Annotated in this window: 17 protein-coding genes and 1 pseudogene; 9 read left to right on the plus strand and 9 right to left on the minus strand. The window is 70.5% G+C overall.

Annotation, left to right across the window (positions count from 1 at the left end; translation table 11 throughout):
* Window positions 1-26: 26 nt before the first annotated feature.
* Together MKK88_RS05415 and MKK88_RS05420 are read right to left on the minus strand one after the other, a co-directional pair.
* On the minus strand, window positions 27-800 hold the full coding sequence (locus MKK88_RS05415) for a LamB/YcsF family protein (protein ID WP_243997621.1): 774 nt from the start codon (window positions 798-800) through the stop codon (window positions 27-29).
* A 26-nt stretch (window positions 801-826) separates the two neighbouring features.
* A complete protein-coding gene (locus MKK88_RS05420) occupies window positions 827-2,083 on the minus strand; it encodes a Zn-dependent hydrolase (protein WP_243997622.1) in 1,257 nt (418 codons plus the stop codon).
* Between the two features lie 345 nt (window positions 2,084-2,428).
* On the opposite strand from MKK88_RS05420, the gene MKK88_RS05425 reads away from it, so the two are divergent.
* The 7 genes from MKK88_RS05425 to MKK88_RS05455 all read left to right on the plus strand — a co-directional run bounded on the left by MKK88_RS05425 (window position 2,429) and on the right by MKK88_RS05455 (window position 10,581).
* Complete coding sequence (locus MKK88_RS05425; RefSeq protein WP_243997624.1) at window positions 2,429-3,235, plus strand: amino acid ABC transporter ATP-binding protein; 807 nt, start codon at window positions 2,429-2,431, stop codon at window positions 3,233-3,235.
* Window positions 3,236-3,269: 34 nt separating this feature from the next.
* Entirely contained in the window at window positions 3,270-3,953 is a 684-nt protein-coding gene (locus MKK88_RS05430; RefSeq protein WP_243997626.1) for an amino acid ABC transporter permease, read from the plus strand.
* 66 nt (window positions 3,954-4,019) lie between these two features.
* Window positions 4,020-4,829 (plus strand): transporter substrate-binding domain-containing protein, encoded by an 810-nt coding sequence (locus MKK88_RS05435; protein WP_243997628.1) that lies wholly within the window; start codon window positions 4,020-4,022, stop codon window positions 4,827-4,829.
* A gap of 65 nt (window positions 4,830-4,894) precedes the next feature.
* Window positions 4,895-5,575, plus strand: a complete 681-nt coding sequence (locus MKK88_RS05440; protein WP_243997629.1) for a GntR family transcriptional regulator — start codon at window positions 4,895-4,897, stop codon at window positions 5,573-5,575.
* Between the two features lie 15 nt (window positions 5,576-5,590).
* Complete coding sequence (locus tag MKK88_RS05445) at window positions 5,591-6,757, plus strand: M24 family metallopeptidase (protein ID WP_243997631.1); 1,167 nt, start codon at window positions 5,591-5,593, stop codon at window positions 6,755-6,757.
* 290 nt (window positions 6,758-7,047) lie between these two features.
* The gene (locus MKK88_RS05450; protein WP_243997633.1) at window positions 7,048-8,919 is read left to right on the plus strand and encodes an ABC transporter ATP-binding protein; all 1,872 of its coding nucleotides are present in this window, start codon (window positions 7,048-7,050) and stop codon (window positions 8,917-8,919) included.
* A 624-nt stretch (window positions 8,920-9,543) separates the two neighbouring features.
* Window positions 9,544-10,581, plus strand: coding sequence for a class I SAM-dependent methyltransferase (locus MKK88_RS05455; RefSeq protein WP_243997635.1), 1,038 nt, complete (start codon window positions 9,544-9,546; stop codon window positions 10,579-10,581).
* Here the strand turns inward: MKK88_RS05455 and MKK88_RS05460 are convergent.
* Entirely contained in the window at window positions 10,497-10,949 is a 453-nt protein-coding gene (locus MKK88_RS05460) for a hypothetical protein (protein WP_243997637.1), read from the minus strand. The genes MKK88_RS05455 and MKK88_RS05460 overlap by 85 nt on opposite strands.
* An 8-nt stretch (window positions 10,950-10,957) precedes the next feature.
* On the opposite strand from MKK88_RS05460, the gene MKK88_RS05465 reads away from it, so the two are divergent.
* Window positions 10,958-11,212, plus strand: a complete 255-nt coding sequence (locus tag MKK88_RS05465) for a hypothetical protein (protein ID WP_243997639.1) — start codon at window positions 10,958-10,960, stop codon at window positions 11,210-11,212.
* A gap of 633 nt (window positions 11,213-11,845) precedes the next feature.
* On the opposite strand, the gene MKK88_RS05470 is transcribed toward MKK88_RS05465, so the two are convergent.
* From MKK88_RS05470 to MKK88_RS05495, 6 genes are all read right to left on the minus strand, one after another.
* Entirely contained in the window at window positions 11,846-12,313 is a 468-nt protein-coding gene (locus tag MKK88_RS05470) for a MucR family transcriptional regulator (RefSeq protein ID WP_243997640.1), read from the minus strand.
* A gap of 197 nt (window positions 12,314-12,510) precedes the next feature.
* On the minus strand, window positions 12,511-13,164 hold the full coding sequence (locus MKK88_RS05475; RefSeq protein ID WP_243997642.1) for a hypothetical protein: 654 nt from the start codon (window positions 13,162-13,164) through the stop codon (window positions 12,511-12,513).
* Between the two features lie 25 nt (window positions 13,165-13,189).
* Window positions 13,190-13,570 carry a hypothetical protein gene (locus MKK88_RS05480; RefSeq protein WP_243997644.1) on the minus strand — a complete coding sequence of 127 codons (381 nt, stop codon included), beginning with the start codon at window positions 13,568-13,570 and terminating at the stop codon, window positions 13,190-13,192.
* A 175-nt stretch (window positions 13,571-13,745) separates the two neighbouring features.
* On the minus strand, window positions 13,746-13,970 hold the full coding sequence (locus MKK88_RS05485) for a hypothetical protein (RefSeq protein ID WP_243997646.1): 225 nt from the start codon (window positions 13,968-13,970) through the stop codon (window positions 13,746-13,748).
* Between the two features lie 125 nt (window positions 13,971-14,095).
* Entirely contained in the window at window positions 14,096-14,245 is a 150-nt protein-coding gene (locus tag MKK88_RS05490) for a hypothetical protein (protein WP_243997648.1), read from the minus strand.
* An 80-nt stretch (window positions 14,246-14,325) separates the two neighbouring features.
* Window positions 14,326-14,826, minus strand: coding sequence for a GAF domain-containing protein (locus MKK88_RS05495; protein ID WP_243997650.1), 501 nt, complete (start codon window positions 14,824-14,826; stop codon window positions 14,326-14,328).
* Between the two features lie 477 nt (window positions 14,827-15,303).
* Between MKK88_RS05495 and MKK88_RS05500 the strand changes: the two are divergent.
* Window positions 15,304-15,762 (plus strand): annotated as a pseudogene (locus MKK88_RS05500) (porin family protein); the annotation flags it as partial.

A 15,762-nucleotide genomic window follows, 5' to 3' on the forward strand; every position in this document is an offset into this window, starting at 1 on the left:
CCCGACGCGGATGGCGTCGCCCGGGCTCAGGCGCCGAGCACCTCGGCCATCGGGCGCAGGGCGATGCCCTTGGCGGCGCAGTCCTCGCGCAGGCGGCGCGCCATGGCGACGGCGCCGGGCGTGTCGCCATGGACGCAGACCGTGTCGATCCGCGTCGGGATGCGCCGCCCGGACAGGCAGGTGATCGCCCCGTCCTCCAGCATCCGCACTACGCGCTCCGAGACGGATTCGGGGTCGTGCAGCACCGCGCCGGGGAGCTTGCGCGAGACCAGGGTGCCGTCATCCGCGTAGGCGCGGTCGGCGTAGATCTCGCGCGCGATCGGCAGGCCGAGTTTCTCCCCGGCCTTCTCGGTCTCCAGGCCCGGCATCACCACGAAGATCAGGTCGCGGTCGAGGGTGCGGATCGCCCGCGCCACCGCGAGCGCGAGGTCGGCATCCTCGTTGGCCATGTTGCCCATGGCCCCATGGGTCTTCACGTGGCGCACCGGGCAGCCGGCATCCTGCGCGAGCGCCAGGAGGGCGCCGACCTGGTAGAGGACCGCCTTCTCGATGTCGGCGGGGCGCTCGCCGTGGATCGGCCGCCGGCCGAAGCCCCAGAGGTCGAGGAAGCTCGGATGGGCGCCGGCCTGGACGCCGTTCGCGGCGGCGAGGCGCAGGGTCTCGTGCATCACCAGCGGGTCGCCGGCGTGGAAGCCGCAGGCGATGTTGGCCGAGGTCGCCACGCGCAGCATCTCGGCATCATCGCCCAGGCGGTAGACGCCAAAACCCTCGCCCATGTCGCAGTTCAGATCGACGATCATCGGTGCATCCTGTCTTTCGCGTGGGGTCAGGCTTCGGCGACGAGATGGGCCACCAGGGTCGCGGCCGCGCAGAGATCGGGGATCCGCATCGCCTCGTCCGGGTTGTGGCTGCCGTTCTGGTTGCGGATGAAGATCATCGTGCTCGGCACGCCCTGGCCGGCGAGCACCGCGGTGTCGTGCCCCGCCCCGCTCGCCATCGTGCGGAACGGCATCCCGAGCCGGCGCGCGTGGCCCGACAGGGACTCGACCAGCGCCGCGCTCATCCGCGCCGGGGTGCTGCCGGTGCGCTCGCCGAGGACGAAGCGCACATTGCGGGCGGCCTCGATCGCGGCGATGCGCTCGGCAAGCGCCGCCTCGATCCGATCCAGGACGGACGGCTCGGTGCTGCGCACGTCGAGGCAGAACCGGACCTCGCCGGGGATCTTGGCGAAGGCGTGCTGGACCGGGTCGGTGGCGACCTCGCCCAGCGTGATCGTGGCCGGGCAGCCCTCCGCCTCCAGGCCCCCCCAGAAGGCGTCCAGCGCGGTGATCAGGTCGGCGAGGGCGAAGACGGCGTCGCTGCGCTCACGGCGCGTCACGGCGCCGGAATGGCCGTAGCGGCCGAAACAGGCGGCCTTGCGGTAGCGGAAGCTGCCGCTGATCGCCGTGACGAAGCCCACCGGGATCCCGGCCGCCTCCAGCGCCGGCCCCTGCTCGATATGCATCTCCACGAAGCCGTGGATCCGCGCCGGATCGAGCAGCCGCTCGCCCCGCGCCACCGCCTCCGGCCGCAGGCCGAGCTCGGCCATGTGGTCGCGCAGGCTCCGGCCGGTATCGGCGCGGGGCAGGTCGAGCACATCCGGCGGCAGCAGGCCGAAGGCGGCCCGGCTGCCGACATAGGAGGCCGGGAACCACACGCTCTCCTCGGCCCGGAACACCGCCACCGTGACCGGACGCGCCGGCACGATCTCCGCGCGGCGCAGGGCCGCCACGACCGCGAGGCTGCCGATCACGCCCGCCGCCCCGTCGAAATTGCCGCCGTGGGGCACCGTGTCGACGTGCGAGCCGACCATCCAGGGCGCCAGTGCCGGGTCGCGCCCCGCCATGGTCAGGAACAGGTTGCCGGCCGCGTCGGTCTCGGCGGTGAGCCCGAGCGCCAGCCCGGTGGCCCGCATCGAAGCATGGGCGCGCTCCTCGCCGAGGCCGTAGGCCGCCCGCGTCACGCCCGGCGCGTCCTGGCTGAAGGTCAGGAGCTCGGCGAACAGGCGTTCGCAGAAATCCGGGTCGATCGCGAGGCCGGTCATGCCGTCTGTCCGCCGTGCACATCCGCCTGCCGCGCCGGGCCGATCCGGCCAATCGGCTGAACAATGAGGCAGGGGTTCGGTGCGCCCGCGAAGGCAAAACCCGGATCCGGGGGCTCGATGACCATGTCGAAGGCAGCCCTGCTCAAAAATACCGCTTGAATGCCGGCGGTATACCGATTTTGCTAAGGCATCGCAGCGGCCCTGGCAATGTAGAACCGCAGCGACATCAAAATAAAATCTCCATATTGAGAGATTTGATGTTTTGAAAAACAGTATCTTAGCGCGCATCGTGTCGTGGATCGAAGCAAAGATCCGCATCACGACCGCATCACCTCGGGTTCGACGATGGCTCAGATCGCGACGGCCGCGCCCCCGCTCCTGAAGATCAGGAAGCTCCACAAGAGCTACGGCGCCAACGAGGTCCTGAAGGGCATCTCCCTCGACATCCACGAGGGCGAGGTCGTGTCGATCATCGGCGCGAGCGGCTCGGGCAAGAGCACGTTCCTGCGCTGCCTGAACCTCATGGAGACGCCGACCTCCGGCTTCATGGATTTCGAGCGCTTCGCCTTCGACTACGAGCAGGGCGCCCGCCGCCAGCCGACCCCGCAGCAGCTCTGCGCGTTGCGCGCGCGGATCGGCATGGTGTTCCAGAGCTACAATCTCTGGCCGCACATGACCGTGCTGGAGAACGTCATCGAGGCACCGATCCAGGTGCGGCGGATGCCCCGGCGGCAGGCGGTCGCGGAGGCGGAGGCGCTGCTGCAGCGCATCGGCCTCTACGAGAAGCGGCACGCCTACCCGTCGAAGCTGTCGGGCGGGCAGCAGCAGCGCGTGGCGATCGTCCGCGCCCTGGCGATGGCGCCCAAGGTGATGCTGTTCGACGAGGTGACCTCGGCCCTCGATCCCGAACTGGTCGGCGAGGTGCTGGCGCTGATCGGCTCGCTTGCGGCGGAGGGCATGACGATGCTGCTTGTCACCCACGAGATGGCCTTCGCCCGGGATGTCGGCACCCGCACCCTGTTCTTCGACGGCGGCGTGATCGCCGAGGACGGGCCGCCCGACGCCATCATCGGCGCGCCCCGGAGCGAGCGGCTGCGCCAGTTCCTCCGGCGCGTGCTGCACCAGCCCGCCGCGCTCGGAGAGACGGCATGAGCCGCCGGCGCATCCTCGGGGAGATCGGACGGCGATGAGCGTCGCGGCGTTGCAGGATTGGTGGCTCACCCTCTCGGACGAGGTCGTCACCTACGGACCCGGCTTCGTCTCGGCCACCCTGGTCGTGCTCGGCGTCACGGTGGCGAGCATCCTGGTGAGCTGGGTCTGCGGCCTGCTCGGGGCGCTGGGCAAGCGCTCGTCCTTCGCGCCGATCCGGGCGCTGGCGAGCTTCTACGTCTGGTTCATCCGCGGCACGCCGACCCTGGTGCAGGTGTTCATCGTGTATTTCGGCATGCCGCAGATCGGGGTGAAGCTCTCGCCGATCACCGCCGGCATCATCGCGCTCGGCGTCAGCAGCGGCGCCTACGTGGCCGAGACCATCCGGGCCGGCCTTGCGGCGATCCCCCGGGGTCAGGTCGAGTCGGCGCTGGCGCTCGGCATGAACCCGCGGATCATGATGGTGCGGATCGTCCTGCCGCAGGTCTTCCGCATGATCCTGCCCTCGCTGACCAACGAGGCGATCTCGGCGGTCAAGAACACCTCGCTCCTCTCGACGATCACGGTGGTGGAGCTGACCCTGTACGCGCAGCTCATGATCGCCACGACCTTCCGGCCCTTCGACTTCTACATCGCGGCGGCGCTGATCTACCTCGGCCTCACGTCGATCCTGTCGCAGCTCTCGGCCTATTTCGAGCGGCACTACGCCCGCCTGTCCTGAGCCTCACCCACCGCGGGACGGGCCGCGGCCGACACCTCCCGCCCCGTCCCGACACCGGAGATCGCCATGAACCGCCGCCACATCCTCGCCCTCGCCGCCCTCTGCGCAAGCCTGGGCACCGGCCTTCTCACCGCCCCCGCGACCCGCGCGGCCGAGGGCAAGCTGGAGCTGATCGAGCCCGGCAAGCTGATCGTGGCGACCGACAGCACCTTCGCGCCGTTCAGCATGCGCACGCCGAGCGGCGAACTCGACGGGCTGGAGGTCCGGGTGATGCGCGAGGTCTGCCGGCGGATCGGGCTCGAATACAGCCCGGTCAACATCAAGTTCGACGCCCTGCTGGTGGGCCTGATGGCCGATCAGTACGATATCACCAGCGAGTCGATGGACATCACCACGGCCCGCCAGAAGCAGGTCGCCTTCGCGGATGGGTGGCTCGAGTCCGGCGCGCGGATCGTCACCCGCAAGGATACCGGCATCAAGGGCCCGGACGACCTCAAGGGCCGCAACGTCGGCGCCCTCTCGGCCTCGACCTTCGGCAAGCTCGCCGAGGAGCACGGCGCCACCCTGAAGAGCTACAAGACCGCCGCGGATGCCATGCAGGACCTCGTCAACGGCAACATCGATGCGGTGATCAACGACGCGGTGGCGGGCAATTACGCCATCAAGGCCCGCAAGCTGCCCCTGGTGATGATCGAGACCCCGCTCAGCACGGTCCAGAAGGGCTTCGCCATCAAGAAGGGGAAGCCGAACCTGCACGCCGCCGTCAACAAGGCGCTCGCCGAAATGGTCGCCGACGGGACCTACGCCAAGCTCGTCACGCCCCTGATCGGCTATGATCCGGCCCCGAAGGAGCCGATCCACACACCCGCCCTGTGAGCGGGGCCGGCGCCGGAGATAAATAAGAATGGGAGCGGCCCGGCCGGCCGCTCCGGGAGGACGCGATGAAGACCCTCGACGCCGCGTCGTACACGACGGCGCTCAACGCCCGTCGCGAGCGGAGCCTCGGTCAGATGGCCTACGACCGGCTGCTCGACATGCTGGTCCGCCGCGATCTGCCGGCCGGCACCGTGCTGCACGAGCGCCGCCTCGCCGAGATGCTCGACATCTCGCGGACCCCGACCCGCGAGGCGATGTCGCGGCTGGAGACCGAGGGGCTGATCGAGCGGCAGCCCGGCGGGATGCTCGTGGTCAAGGAGTTCTCCTTGCGCGAGCTGATCGAGATCCTGCATGTTCGCCGCCTGCTGGAGCGGGAGAGCGTCGTGCTGGCCACCGGCCGGATCGACGACGCCGTGCTGGCCGATCTGGAGCGGCAGAGCGAGGCGCTGCTGGCGGCGGGCGATCCCGACGCGCCGGGCAATTGGGAGGTCGACCGGCGCTTCCACGAGCTGATCGCCGACCACAGCCAGAACACGATCCTCGCCAAGACGATCAAGGACCTGCGGCGCAAGACGCAGATGTTCAACCTGAGCCGGATGCCCGAGCGATTCGAGGCGGTTCATCGCGAGCACCTCGCGGTGGTGGCCGCCCTGCGGGCCCGGGATGCGGCCGCGGCGGCGGATGCCATCGCGGCCCATCTCGAGAACTTCAAGCAGGGCATCATCCGGCGCCTGAGCGAAGTCTGAGGCGGAGACGGTCCGATGCACGAATTCGCCGGCCTGCGCGGCCGCGAGGCGGCCTTCCCGGAGGCGGAGTTCGCCGCCCGGCAGGCGGCGGCGCGCACCGCCATTGCGGCGGCCGGTCACCACGCCCTGGTGGTGACCGGCCCGGAGACGATCTACTGGCTGACCGGCCGCCAGACGGCGGGCTACTTCGCGTTCCAGGCCCTCGTGGTGCCGGTCTCGGGCGATCCGGCCCTCCTGGTCCGGCAGCTCGAACTGCCGGGCGCGGCCGCCAACACCTGGCTCCACGACATCGCGGCCTATCCGGATGGCGCCGATCCGGCCGAGGCCCTGGCAACGCTGGTCCGGCGGCGCGGGCTCGACCGGCCAGCCCTGGAACGGGACGGCTGGTTCGTCTCGCCGGCGCTCGCGGCCCGGATCGACGCCGCGCTCGGACCCGATCGGCTGCCCGACGGATCGGGCCTTCTCGCCCCCCTGCGGGTGGTGAAGTCGGCAGCCGAGCTGGCGGCGATCCGCGCCGCCGCCCGCTACGCGCAGGCCGGGATCGCCGCCGGGCTCGAGGCCTGCGCGGCCGGCACCGACGAGAATGCCGTCGCGGCCGTCATGCTGGCCGCCGCGACGGCCGCCGGATCCGAGGCCATGGCGATGGAGCCCCTGGTCGCGTCGGGCCCGCGCAGCGGTCTGCCGCACATGACGTGGCGGCGGCGCCGGCTGGAGCCGGGCGACGCGGTCTTCCTCGAACTCGCCGGCAGCCATGCCCGCTACCACGCGGCCTTGATGCGCAGCGTCTGGATCGGGCCGCCGCCGGCCGAGGCGCAGGGGATGATGGATTGCGCCCTGCATGCCCTCGACGCGGCCCTCGCCGCGATCCGGCCCGGCCATCCCTGCTCGGCCCCGCACGCGGCGGCCCAGGCCGTCATCGACGCGGCGGGTTACGGCCCGGCCTTCCGCAAGCGCATCGGCTACGCGATGGGCGTCGCCTTCGCGCCGGATTGGGGCGAGGGTGCCCTGCTCTCGCTCTTCACCGGACAGGACCGGCTGATCGAGCCCGGCATGGTCTTCCACCTGCCGGCGACCCTGCGCCGCTACGGCCACTGGACCGTCGGCGCCTCCGAGACCGTCATCGTCACCGCGGACGGCGCCGAGCCCCTGTCCGATCTCCCGCGCAGTTTGTCGGTGCGTTGAGGCGCTCCGACCCCGGGCCCCCTTCCGCATCCCGGCATCCGCCGACGCCGCACCGGCCCCCGGATGCAACGGCACATGTGACCGGGGGTTGTGACAGGGTTGTCAGCAGGAGCCTTCGCCTGACAAGCTTGCGCGCGCGACGTCGCGGCCCGGCCCGCTTCCCGCCGGGATGCCGCGGTCCGTGCGGGCCCCGTCTTGCATGCGAGATCCTGCTTGCGAAGTCGGGCTTGCCAAGATTGGCTTGCGAAGCGGGGACCCTGCATTTCGATGATCGCTCCGGGAGACAGCCTATGACGGACCCGATCCTCTCGGTCCGCGACCTCACCGTCTCCTTCCGTTCGGATGGGCGCTGGCGGGAGGTCGTGCACGGCGTCTCGTTCGATGTCGGCCCCCGCGAGACCGTCGCGCTCGTCGGCGAATCCGGCTCCGGCAAGAGCGTCAGCGCCCTGTCGGTTCTGCGCCTCCTGCCCCGGGATGCGAGTCGCATCGGCGGCAGCGTGCGCTTCGAAGGCCGTGCCTTGCTGACCGCTCCCGAAGCCGAGATGCGGCGGGTGCGCGGCGATTCCATCGCCATGATCTTCCAGGAGCCGATGACCTCCCTGAACCCGGTGCTGACCATCGGCTTCCAGATCGCCGAGGCGCTGATCCAGCACCGGGGCCTGTCGCGGTCCGCCGCCGAGGCGGAGGCGCTGCGACTCCTCGACACGGTGCGGATCCCGGCAGCCCGCGCGCGGCTGCACGACTACCCGCACCGCTTCTCCGGCGGCATGCGCCAGCGGGTGATGATCGCCATGGCGCTGGCCTGCCGGCCGAAACTCCTGATCGCCGATGAGCCGACCACGGCGCTGGACGTGACCATCCAGGCCCAGATCCTCGATCTGATCCGGAGTCTCCAGGACGAGACGGGGATGTCGGTCCTGTTCATCACCCACGACATGGGCGTGGTGGCCGAGATCGCCGACCGGACGGTGGTGATGGCCCGGGGCCGTGCCGTCGAGGCCGGCCCCACCGCGCGGATCTTTGCCGAACCGGCCGAGCCCTACACGCGGGCTTTGCTCGCCGCGGTCCCGCGGCTCGGCGCCATGGCGGGCCGCTCCGCGCCGATGCGCTTCCCCGTGGTCGACCGGACCACCGGCATCGCGGCGGCGCCCGACCCTTCCGAAACCCGGCCCGATACCGTCCAGGCCGCCGAGCGTCCGGTGCTGGAGGTGCGCGACCTGACCACCCGGTTCGAGATCCGCTCCGGCCTGTTGAGCCGGGTGACCGGCCGGGTCCACGCCGTGGAGCGGGTGTCGTTCAGCCTCGCGGCCGGCGAGACCCTGGCGCTGGTCGGCGAATCCGGCTGCGGCAAGTCCACCACCGGCCGCTCGATCCTGCGGCTCGTCGAGCCCCAGTCGGGCTCGGTCGTGCTCGACGGCGAGGATATCACGGGGCTCGACGCCAAGACTCTGCGGACCCGTCGCCAGCGGATGCAGATGATCTTCCAGGATCCGTTCGCCAGCCTCGACCCGCGCATGAGCGTCGGCGCCGCCATCGCCGAGCCGCTGCTGATCAACCGCCTCGCCCCGCGCGCGGAAGCCCTGCGCCGCGCCGCGGATCTGCTCACCCGGGTCGGGCTCGCGCCCGACATGGCGACGCGTTTCCCGCATGAATTCTCCGGCGGCCAGCGCCAGCGCATCGCCATCGCGCGGGCACTCGCCCTGAATCCCCGGCTGATCGTCGCGGACGAAGCGGTCTCGGCGCTCGATGTCTCGGTGAAGGCGCAGGTCGTGAACCTGATGCTCGACCTGCAAGCCGAGATGGGCCTCGCCTATCTGTTCATCTCGCACGACATGGCGGTGGTGGAGCGGGTCAGCCACCGGGTGGCGGTGATGTATCTCGGCGAAATCGTGGAGATCGGCCCGCGGGAGGCCGTGTTCGAGAACCCGCAGCACCCCTACACCAAGAAGCTGCTGGCCGCCGTCCCGGTCCCCGATCCCGCCCGCCGCCGGGCGCGCCACGCCCTGCCGGACGAGGAGATCCGCAGCCCGATCCGCCCCCCGGACTACGTGCCGCCGGAGCGGCTGTACCGGGCGGTCTCGCCGGGCCACAGCGTGCAGGTCTGGGACGCCGATTGGGATGCCACGCGCGACACCACCGGGCCCGGCGTGGTGGCCGCCTGAGGGCGGTGAGAGCCACGGGGCACGGTGTGGGCTCCGGCCCCCGCCGATCCGATCACGTGTGGTGAGCCGACCATGCGGCAACGCGCGGTCCCTTCGAAACGGCCGAGCGCCAACCGGCCGGCGCTGCAGCGCCGTGGAGCAGATGTGCGGGGCCGCTCAAACCAACGGGGCATCCCCGACGATCGGCGGCCTGCGCGCGGGCGAACCGCAATCTGCATCAGCGAAAACCTGAGCGTTGGCGAAGCAACCGCACGCTATCAAATCGAAAAATGTAAAAACTTCTGCTAGAATTGTCCTGCGCTGAAGAATAAAGTATTCCGTGTGCTGGCTCATATTCGGTATGCGATTATACGGCAAAATAAATAAGCTTTCACCATCGTTATTTCACGAAATTACGCTTTCGCCTATGCTATAGATTGGCGCTCATCAACTCTGAACACTGGCCATAATGCGCGATATCGCTTATGGGAATCAAGATGACTTCAGGAACCGATCGGATGGCGGTGGTTGATGGGCCGCGGCAGGCCAATGGCCCGCGCGGCGTACGGTGGTGCAACCGCAACACGCCCGGCTCGCCACCCCCGCGCAGGGAGCCCGCCCCTGTGATGATCGGCGGTTGACCCGATGCGGCGCCTGCATTTCGACGCCCTGAAGCCCATCTGCCCGACCTGCCGCCGCGGCGCGCTGGTGCTGGAACCGGGCGCGCAGGCGACGAGCAACGCGGTCATGTCCGGGGTCCTGCGCTGCCTCGATCCGGATTGCGGGGAGCGCTTCCCGATCATCGCGGGGGTCCCGATCCTGGTCCCGGACGTCCGCGGCTGGCTGTCGGCGAATCTACCGCTCGTCCTGGCGGGCGATGTCGAGGATGCGGCGGTGGAGGCGGTGATCAGCGCCGCGGTCGGGCCGGACTCGGCCTACGCCATCAGCCGCGCGCAGCAATCGCGCTACGCCCACGATCATTACGGCGACCTGTTCGAGGGTGAGACGGACGGTGCGGAGCCGCCGCCCGGCCGCGCCCGACACTGCCTGGCGGAGGCCCTGAAGCATTTCGGCGTTGGGCGCGGCCCGAGGCTCGATATCGGCTGCGCGGCCGGCCGGACCAGCTTCGACCTCGCGGCCCACCACGACGTGCCCGTGCTCGGCGTGGATTTGAACTGGCCCCTGTTGCGGATCGGCCGGGGGATCCTCGATCGGGGCTTGCTGCGTTACCCGCTCCGGCATTGCGGCGATGCCTATGAGCGCCGCGAAACCTACCACTTCCCGCCCGAGGCCGATCGGGTGGATTTCTGGATCGCCGACGCCCAGGCGCTCCCGTTCGCGGCGAATACGTTCCGCCTCGTCGTCGCGCTGAACGTGATCGATCGCGTGCCGGATCCGGCGCGGCTCGTCGCCGAGGTCAGCCGGGTCACGCGGCCGGGCGGCGACATCGCCTTCGCGACGCCCCTCGATCCGACGCCTCAAGCCGCCTTGCCGTTCGCATCGCTCGAGGGTCCCGATGCCCTCGCGGCGATGATCGCCACGGCCAACCGCGACACGGCGGGCGCCAAGCCTCTCAGGCCGACGGGACCGCCTCGCAACTACTCCTGGTCCGCCGGCTCGCAGGGCGCAGGCACGATCGTCGATCGGTCCAGGCTGATCACCATGAAAACCGCGGCGGATTGAGCGCGGCGCCAGGATTCCGGACAGACCGGGCCGGGGCTCACGGCCTCGCCTTGACCGACCGATCTGAACCGGGGACCCGCGCATCCGACAGGTCCCCGGGCCGGGTTTGCGCCTTGCGCGAACATGTCCGGCCGGGTCTCGGCGATGTGGCCGTACAGCGTCCGGAGGTGCAGCCAGCCGATATCGGCACTGGCCACGTGCTCGCGGCTGTAGCGGGCGGTCTTCTCGGAGAGGAGCTGCGGCCTGATGCCGGTGGCCTCGACCAGGAGCTGCCGCTGGCAGGCCCGCGCCAGGGCGATGAACCAGAAGGCCGCGCCGTCGATGCTGTGCTGCGAGCAGGTCAGCAGGCCGTGGTTCCGCTGCGGCACGCCGCCGGTTGCGGCTGATCTGCCGGGCGACCGAGCGGCCGCTCTCCGTCTCCACCGACACGGCGCCCACCGAGGGGCCGATCACCGCGTGGCTGTTGTCGAAGGCCGCCGCATCCTGGCTGATCATCTCCAGCGGCCGGCCGGTGGCGCACCATGCGATGCCGTCGGTGGTGCGCACGTGGCACGTCGCCATGACCTCCGGCTGTCGCCCAGCGCGGACTTTTTGCGTCTCGGCCGGCCCCACGCGGAAATCGACATCCTGATCGCCGACGGCCGGCCTCCGTGCGGGGCGGGCCTGACCGTCGGGTCCCTCGGGCCGGAGGAGATCGCCGCCCTCTGCACCCCGGAGGTCGCCCGGGCGCTGGGGTCGGTCGGAGTGGGCACGGCGGGGCGCTTCACCCGACTGGACTCGTCGTTCAGTCCGGTCCGCTGGCCGGACTGGCTCGCGCATAACCGGCTGGCCGCCGCCGCCGACGGCGCGGCGGGCGCGGCCATCGGCCGGGGCTCGGTGGTCATCTCGGCGGCGGTCCAGGGGCTGGGGGTCGCGCTGGAGAGCCTGCGGTTCGCGGAGAGGGAACGGGCCGCCGGCCAGCTCGTGCGGCTGGATCAGGGCCGGGTCGCGAGCTTGACCCGCGACCTCTCCACGTCATCCTCGCGAACGGGACGCTGGCGAAGATCCAGGCCTTCCGCCGCTGGCTGCTCGACGCGGAGGCGGCGAGCCGGGCGGGGTCAGCCTGAGGCACTTGCTCCCGGGGCACGGTCGCCCCGGAGACAGCTCCGCGTCTCCTGCGATCGCGCCTCGGCGCGTCCGGCCCACGATCGGCGTCGGAGTGTCGGCGTCATATCCAACGGTGCGGATCGTCACGTTCGCACCGGACAGATGCGGACCCTCTCGTTCAGGCCCTGCCGCGGCCCTTCCCCTCGCGCTCGGCCATGGCGCCGGGCTGGCCCAGGCCGATCGCCTTGGCGAGGGCGGAGCGCTGCTCGGCGTAAGCCGGGGCGACCATCGGGTAATCGGCCGGCAGGCCGTAGCGGTCGCGGTAGGCCCGCGGGTCCAGCCCGTGGCTGGTGAGGTGGCGCTTGAGCGTCTTGTAGGTCTTGCCGTCGATGAAGCTCACGATCCCGTCGGGGCGGACCGACTTGCGGATCTGGGCGGCACCCGGCCGGTCGATCTCGGGCTGGGCGGCCGCGCCGGTCTCCGTCGTCAGGGTTCCCGAGGCGAGGCCCGCGATGGCGCCGTGCACGCGGGCGATCAGGGCCGGCAGTTCCGCGAGCGGCACGGGATTGTTCGACACATAAGCGGCGACGAGCTCGGCGGTGATCGCCATGAAGGTCTCAGTGGCGTCATCGTGTGTGTCGGTCATGTGAGATCCTTCGAATCGCGCTTTGTCTCCTCGTCGTTTGGGGCCAGTAAGGGTTTAAACGAAGTAAATTTAGGTTGATGACTTAGCGAATAGGCGCGATTTCATCTGCACCGCACGATCGCCGCCGCGGACCGCTTCCGCGTCGCCAGACGATCGCGCGGTCCGCTTTCGAACGACTTCGGATCCGGGCCGCCCGGTCAGAGGTCGGTCGTGGCCGGATAGGTCCGGGTCCGGCCCTGCCCGCTCGGCATCCCGGCAGGCCCGCTGCCGGCCGTGACCTGCGGGGCCGTCCAGCCCTCCGCGCGCCACGCGCTCGCCTTCTCGTCGAGGTCGACCGCCCCGTGCCGCTCCAGCGCCGCCGTCACCGTCGGGGCCAGCGCGGCCTGTGCCGGGTCGATCCGGACCGTGACGAGGGTTCCGCCCCGCCGCACGCCTTCGCCGTAGGCATGCGCGTCCCCCTCGCTCACTCCGGCCCCCGTCAGCGCTCCGGCGAGTCCCCCTGCAGCCGCGCCGAGACCGGCCCCCGTCAGCGTGGCCACGAGCCAGCCGGCGGCGACCACCGGCCCGACCCCGGGGATCGCGATGAGGCCGAGGCCCGCCAGGAGGCCTGCGGCGCCGCCCGCGACCGTGCCAAGGGTCGCCCCCGCACCGGTGCCGTCCTTGGCGCGGTCCTTGGCGCGGTCCCGGGTATCGGCGCCCCCGTCGCCGAGGGTCCCGGCATGGCGGTCGCCCTCGTTGTTGCTGACGAGGCTGATATCGCCGTGCGGGATCCCTTGCCCCTCGATCTCGCCGACCGCGGCGCTCGCATCCGGGTAGCGGTCGAACAGGGCCGTGATGGTCTGCTGGGCCATGATCTGTCTCCTGTGGCGGGGCGGCTCACTGCGCCGACACGTTGCCTTTGAAATCGAGGCCGACCTGGACGGATTGACCGCCATGGGTGGCGGTGCCGCGCCAGATGCCGTCCGCGTCCTTCTTGAGGTCCCGGGCGTCCATGAAACCGGCCTTGGCGAGCCGCGAACGGGCCTCGCCCTCCGTGAAGCTGTTGGCGCCCTTCTCGAGTCGGACGCTGGTGCCTGCGCCGGGTGCGGTGCCGTTCGGCGTCATCGTGTCGGTGTTCGGCCGCGTCACGCTCTCCTGACCGCCGGATTGCTGGCTGGTCTTGGCGTCGGGAGCGGCCGGCTTGCCCGTGACCGTGGTCTGAGCGACGGCGCTTGATCCCAGCAGGGTTGCGACGACAAGGGCGAGGGGCAGACGCATGATGGACTCCGTCGATCGTTTCGGAACCATCAATCCTGCAGCGGAGCACGACGTTCCGAAAACCGATAGCGTGTTGCGATGATCTGTCGAAGTGGCTGAACGTCTCGATCTTTTGCTGATCGTCCCGGCGCGCACGGGCTTCGTGCGCGGGGATCGCTATGCCGGATCCGAGGCTTCAACCCGCGCCGTGACCGCCCTTGCGGTTGTCCGGCGCGGGCCGGGGCGGGCGGGTATCGTATCCGCCGGTCTCGGGCACGTCCTGGGTTTCTGGGGCCACGGGGCCCGGCGCGTGCGGGCCACTGCCGCCCGCCGCCGGATCGGTCTCTGCGGTGGCTTGGACGGGCCGTCCCGGCGGGACCGATCCGAAAGCTTCGCGGGCCGCCTCGACATCCTGTCCCATGCGCCTCTCCCTGGGGTGCCTTCCGGCGCATGGCCGATGCCTGTTCAAGGCTGCAACCCGGCGCATGTTCCCGAAGGGCCCGCGGCGCGTTCGGTCGCGGACCGGATCCGGGCAAGCGAGTTCGCTTACTTCCGCGCGCCGGTGGGGTTGGGCGTCGATGACGTATCGGGCGCCACGGCCGGGTTTACGGGCGTGACCTTCGACCACGTGGCCGCGATGGCGACGATGGCGATCAGCAGGGCAACGAAGATGCCGGCGAGGACGAGGCGTTTCATGAGGGGGACGTCGGACTTCCTGAGGGGTCTTGGAAGCCAGGGAACAACCGGGACGGCCGAACGATCCCGCGGCCCGGGCGTCACGGACCGGCGGGCTTCCCTGAGGCCTGAGATCCGGTCACCCCGGTCAGGAGCCGCATCCGCGCCAGGGCGGCCGCGGCCTGCTGGGCCAGCGCCTCGAGCCGGCAAACGGTCGCGTCGTCGGGAATGACCGAAGCGCACCAGTAGGCGCCGAGGGCCGCCACCGGATCGGGGACGCCGATCGGAACCATGACGAGGCTGCGCATCGATGTCATGCGATAGGCCGCCCTCGGCAGCCGCGGATCGGACTCGATGTCCGGCACGATCGCCGTCTGGCCGTTCAGGATGCACCAGCCGGAGATGCAATCGGTCAGCGGAAAGCGGCTCCCGCGCCAGAGCGGCTCGATCGCGTCCTCCGCCGCGTAGTGGACGGCGTCGCCCTCGCGCAGCACCACCGCGATCCCGTCGGAGCCGACGATCTCCCGCCCGGTCCGCCGGAGAACGGACACGATCTCTTCCAGCGACGCCGCGGTCTCCAGTGAGACAGTGGCCAACGCCATGCCCGGATCCGGGCGGAAATGCGCCTCAGCCATGGTGGAGAGATAGGAAGACTCTCGCCGCCCGTCCATGCGGCCACGCCTTGCGGTCGCGCGGATCGGCGCAGGTCGTGGTCTGGCTCCGAGATCCGGCGCCCACACGGGTCTCCGGCCCCTCGTGTGTCGCCGACAGGGTAAACAACTTGCGATAGATTTCCCCAGCCACCCGGCCTTTTGGAGCAGGCATTGCAGCTGCGCGTCCAGAAGATCGCCTGCCGTGACAAGCGAACAAAATATAGAGTGTCTCCGAGCGGACAGAGATCCCTTAATAGTTTGTCCTGGACCAATCAAATCCGTGCGATGATGTGCTCCAGCGCACCTTTCGGCTGTGGGGTTCGGGAGCCCCACCCGCGCTGTTGCATCCTTGCACTATCGCCCGGACGCGTCCTGACGTTCTTGTCGCCCGGCACACATCCCGTCCAACGGGAGACAGAGGACCCGATGATCAAGAAGCTTCTTCTCGCCAGCGCCGCTACGGCTCTCCTGACCGGCGCCGCCTCGGCCGCCGACCTGCCGCGCCGCGCCGCCCCGCCGCCCGTGTTCACCCCCGTGCCGGTGTTCACCTGGACCGGCGCCTACTTCGGTATCAACGCCGGCTACGCCTTCGACGCCAGCAGCAACAGCAACAACAACTCAACCTTCGGCGTCCCCGCCCCCTACGCCGCCGCCGGCACCACCGCCACCTTCCGCAACCGCAGCCAGGACGGCTTCTCCGGCGGTGGCCAGATCGGCTACAACTTCCAGCTGACCCCGGGTAACGGCGTGGTGTTCGGCATCGAGGCCGACGCCCAGTACCTCGACTTCGGCCGCAGCCGGAACAACGCCTTCGTCAGCGGCGCCGTCGCCCCCGGCTACTACGTCACCGACCCGCGCGGCCTGTCGAGCCTCGACTACTTCGGC

It is taken from the genome of Methylobacterium sp. E-005, from assembly GCF_022829725.1.
Lineage (GTDB): Bacteria > Pseudomonadota > Alphaproteobacteria > Rhizobiales > Beijerinckiaceae > Methylobacterium.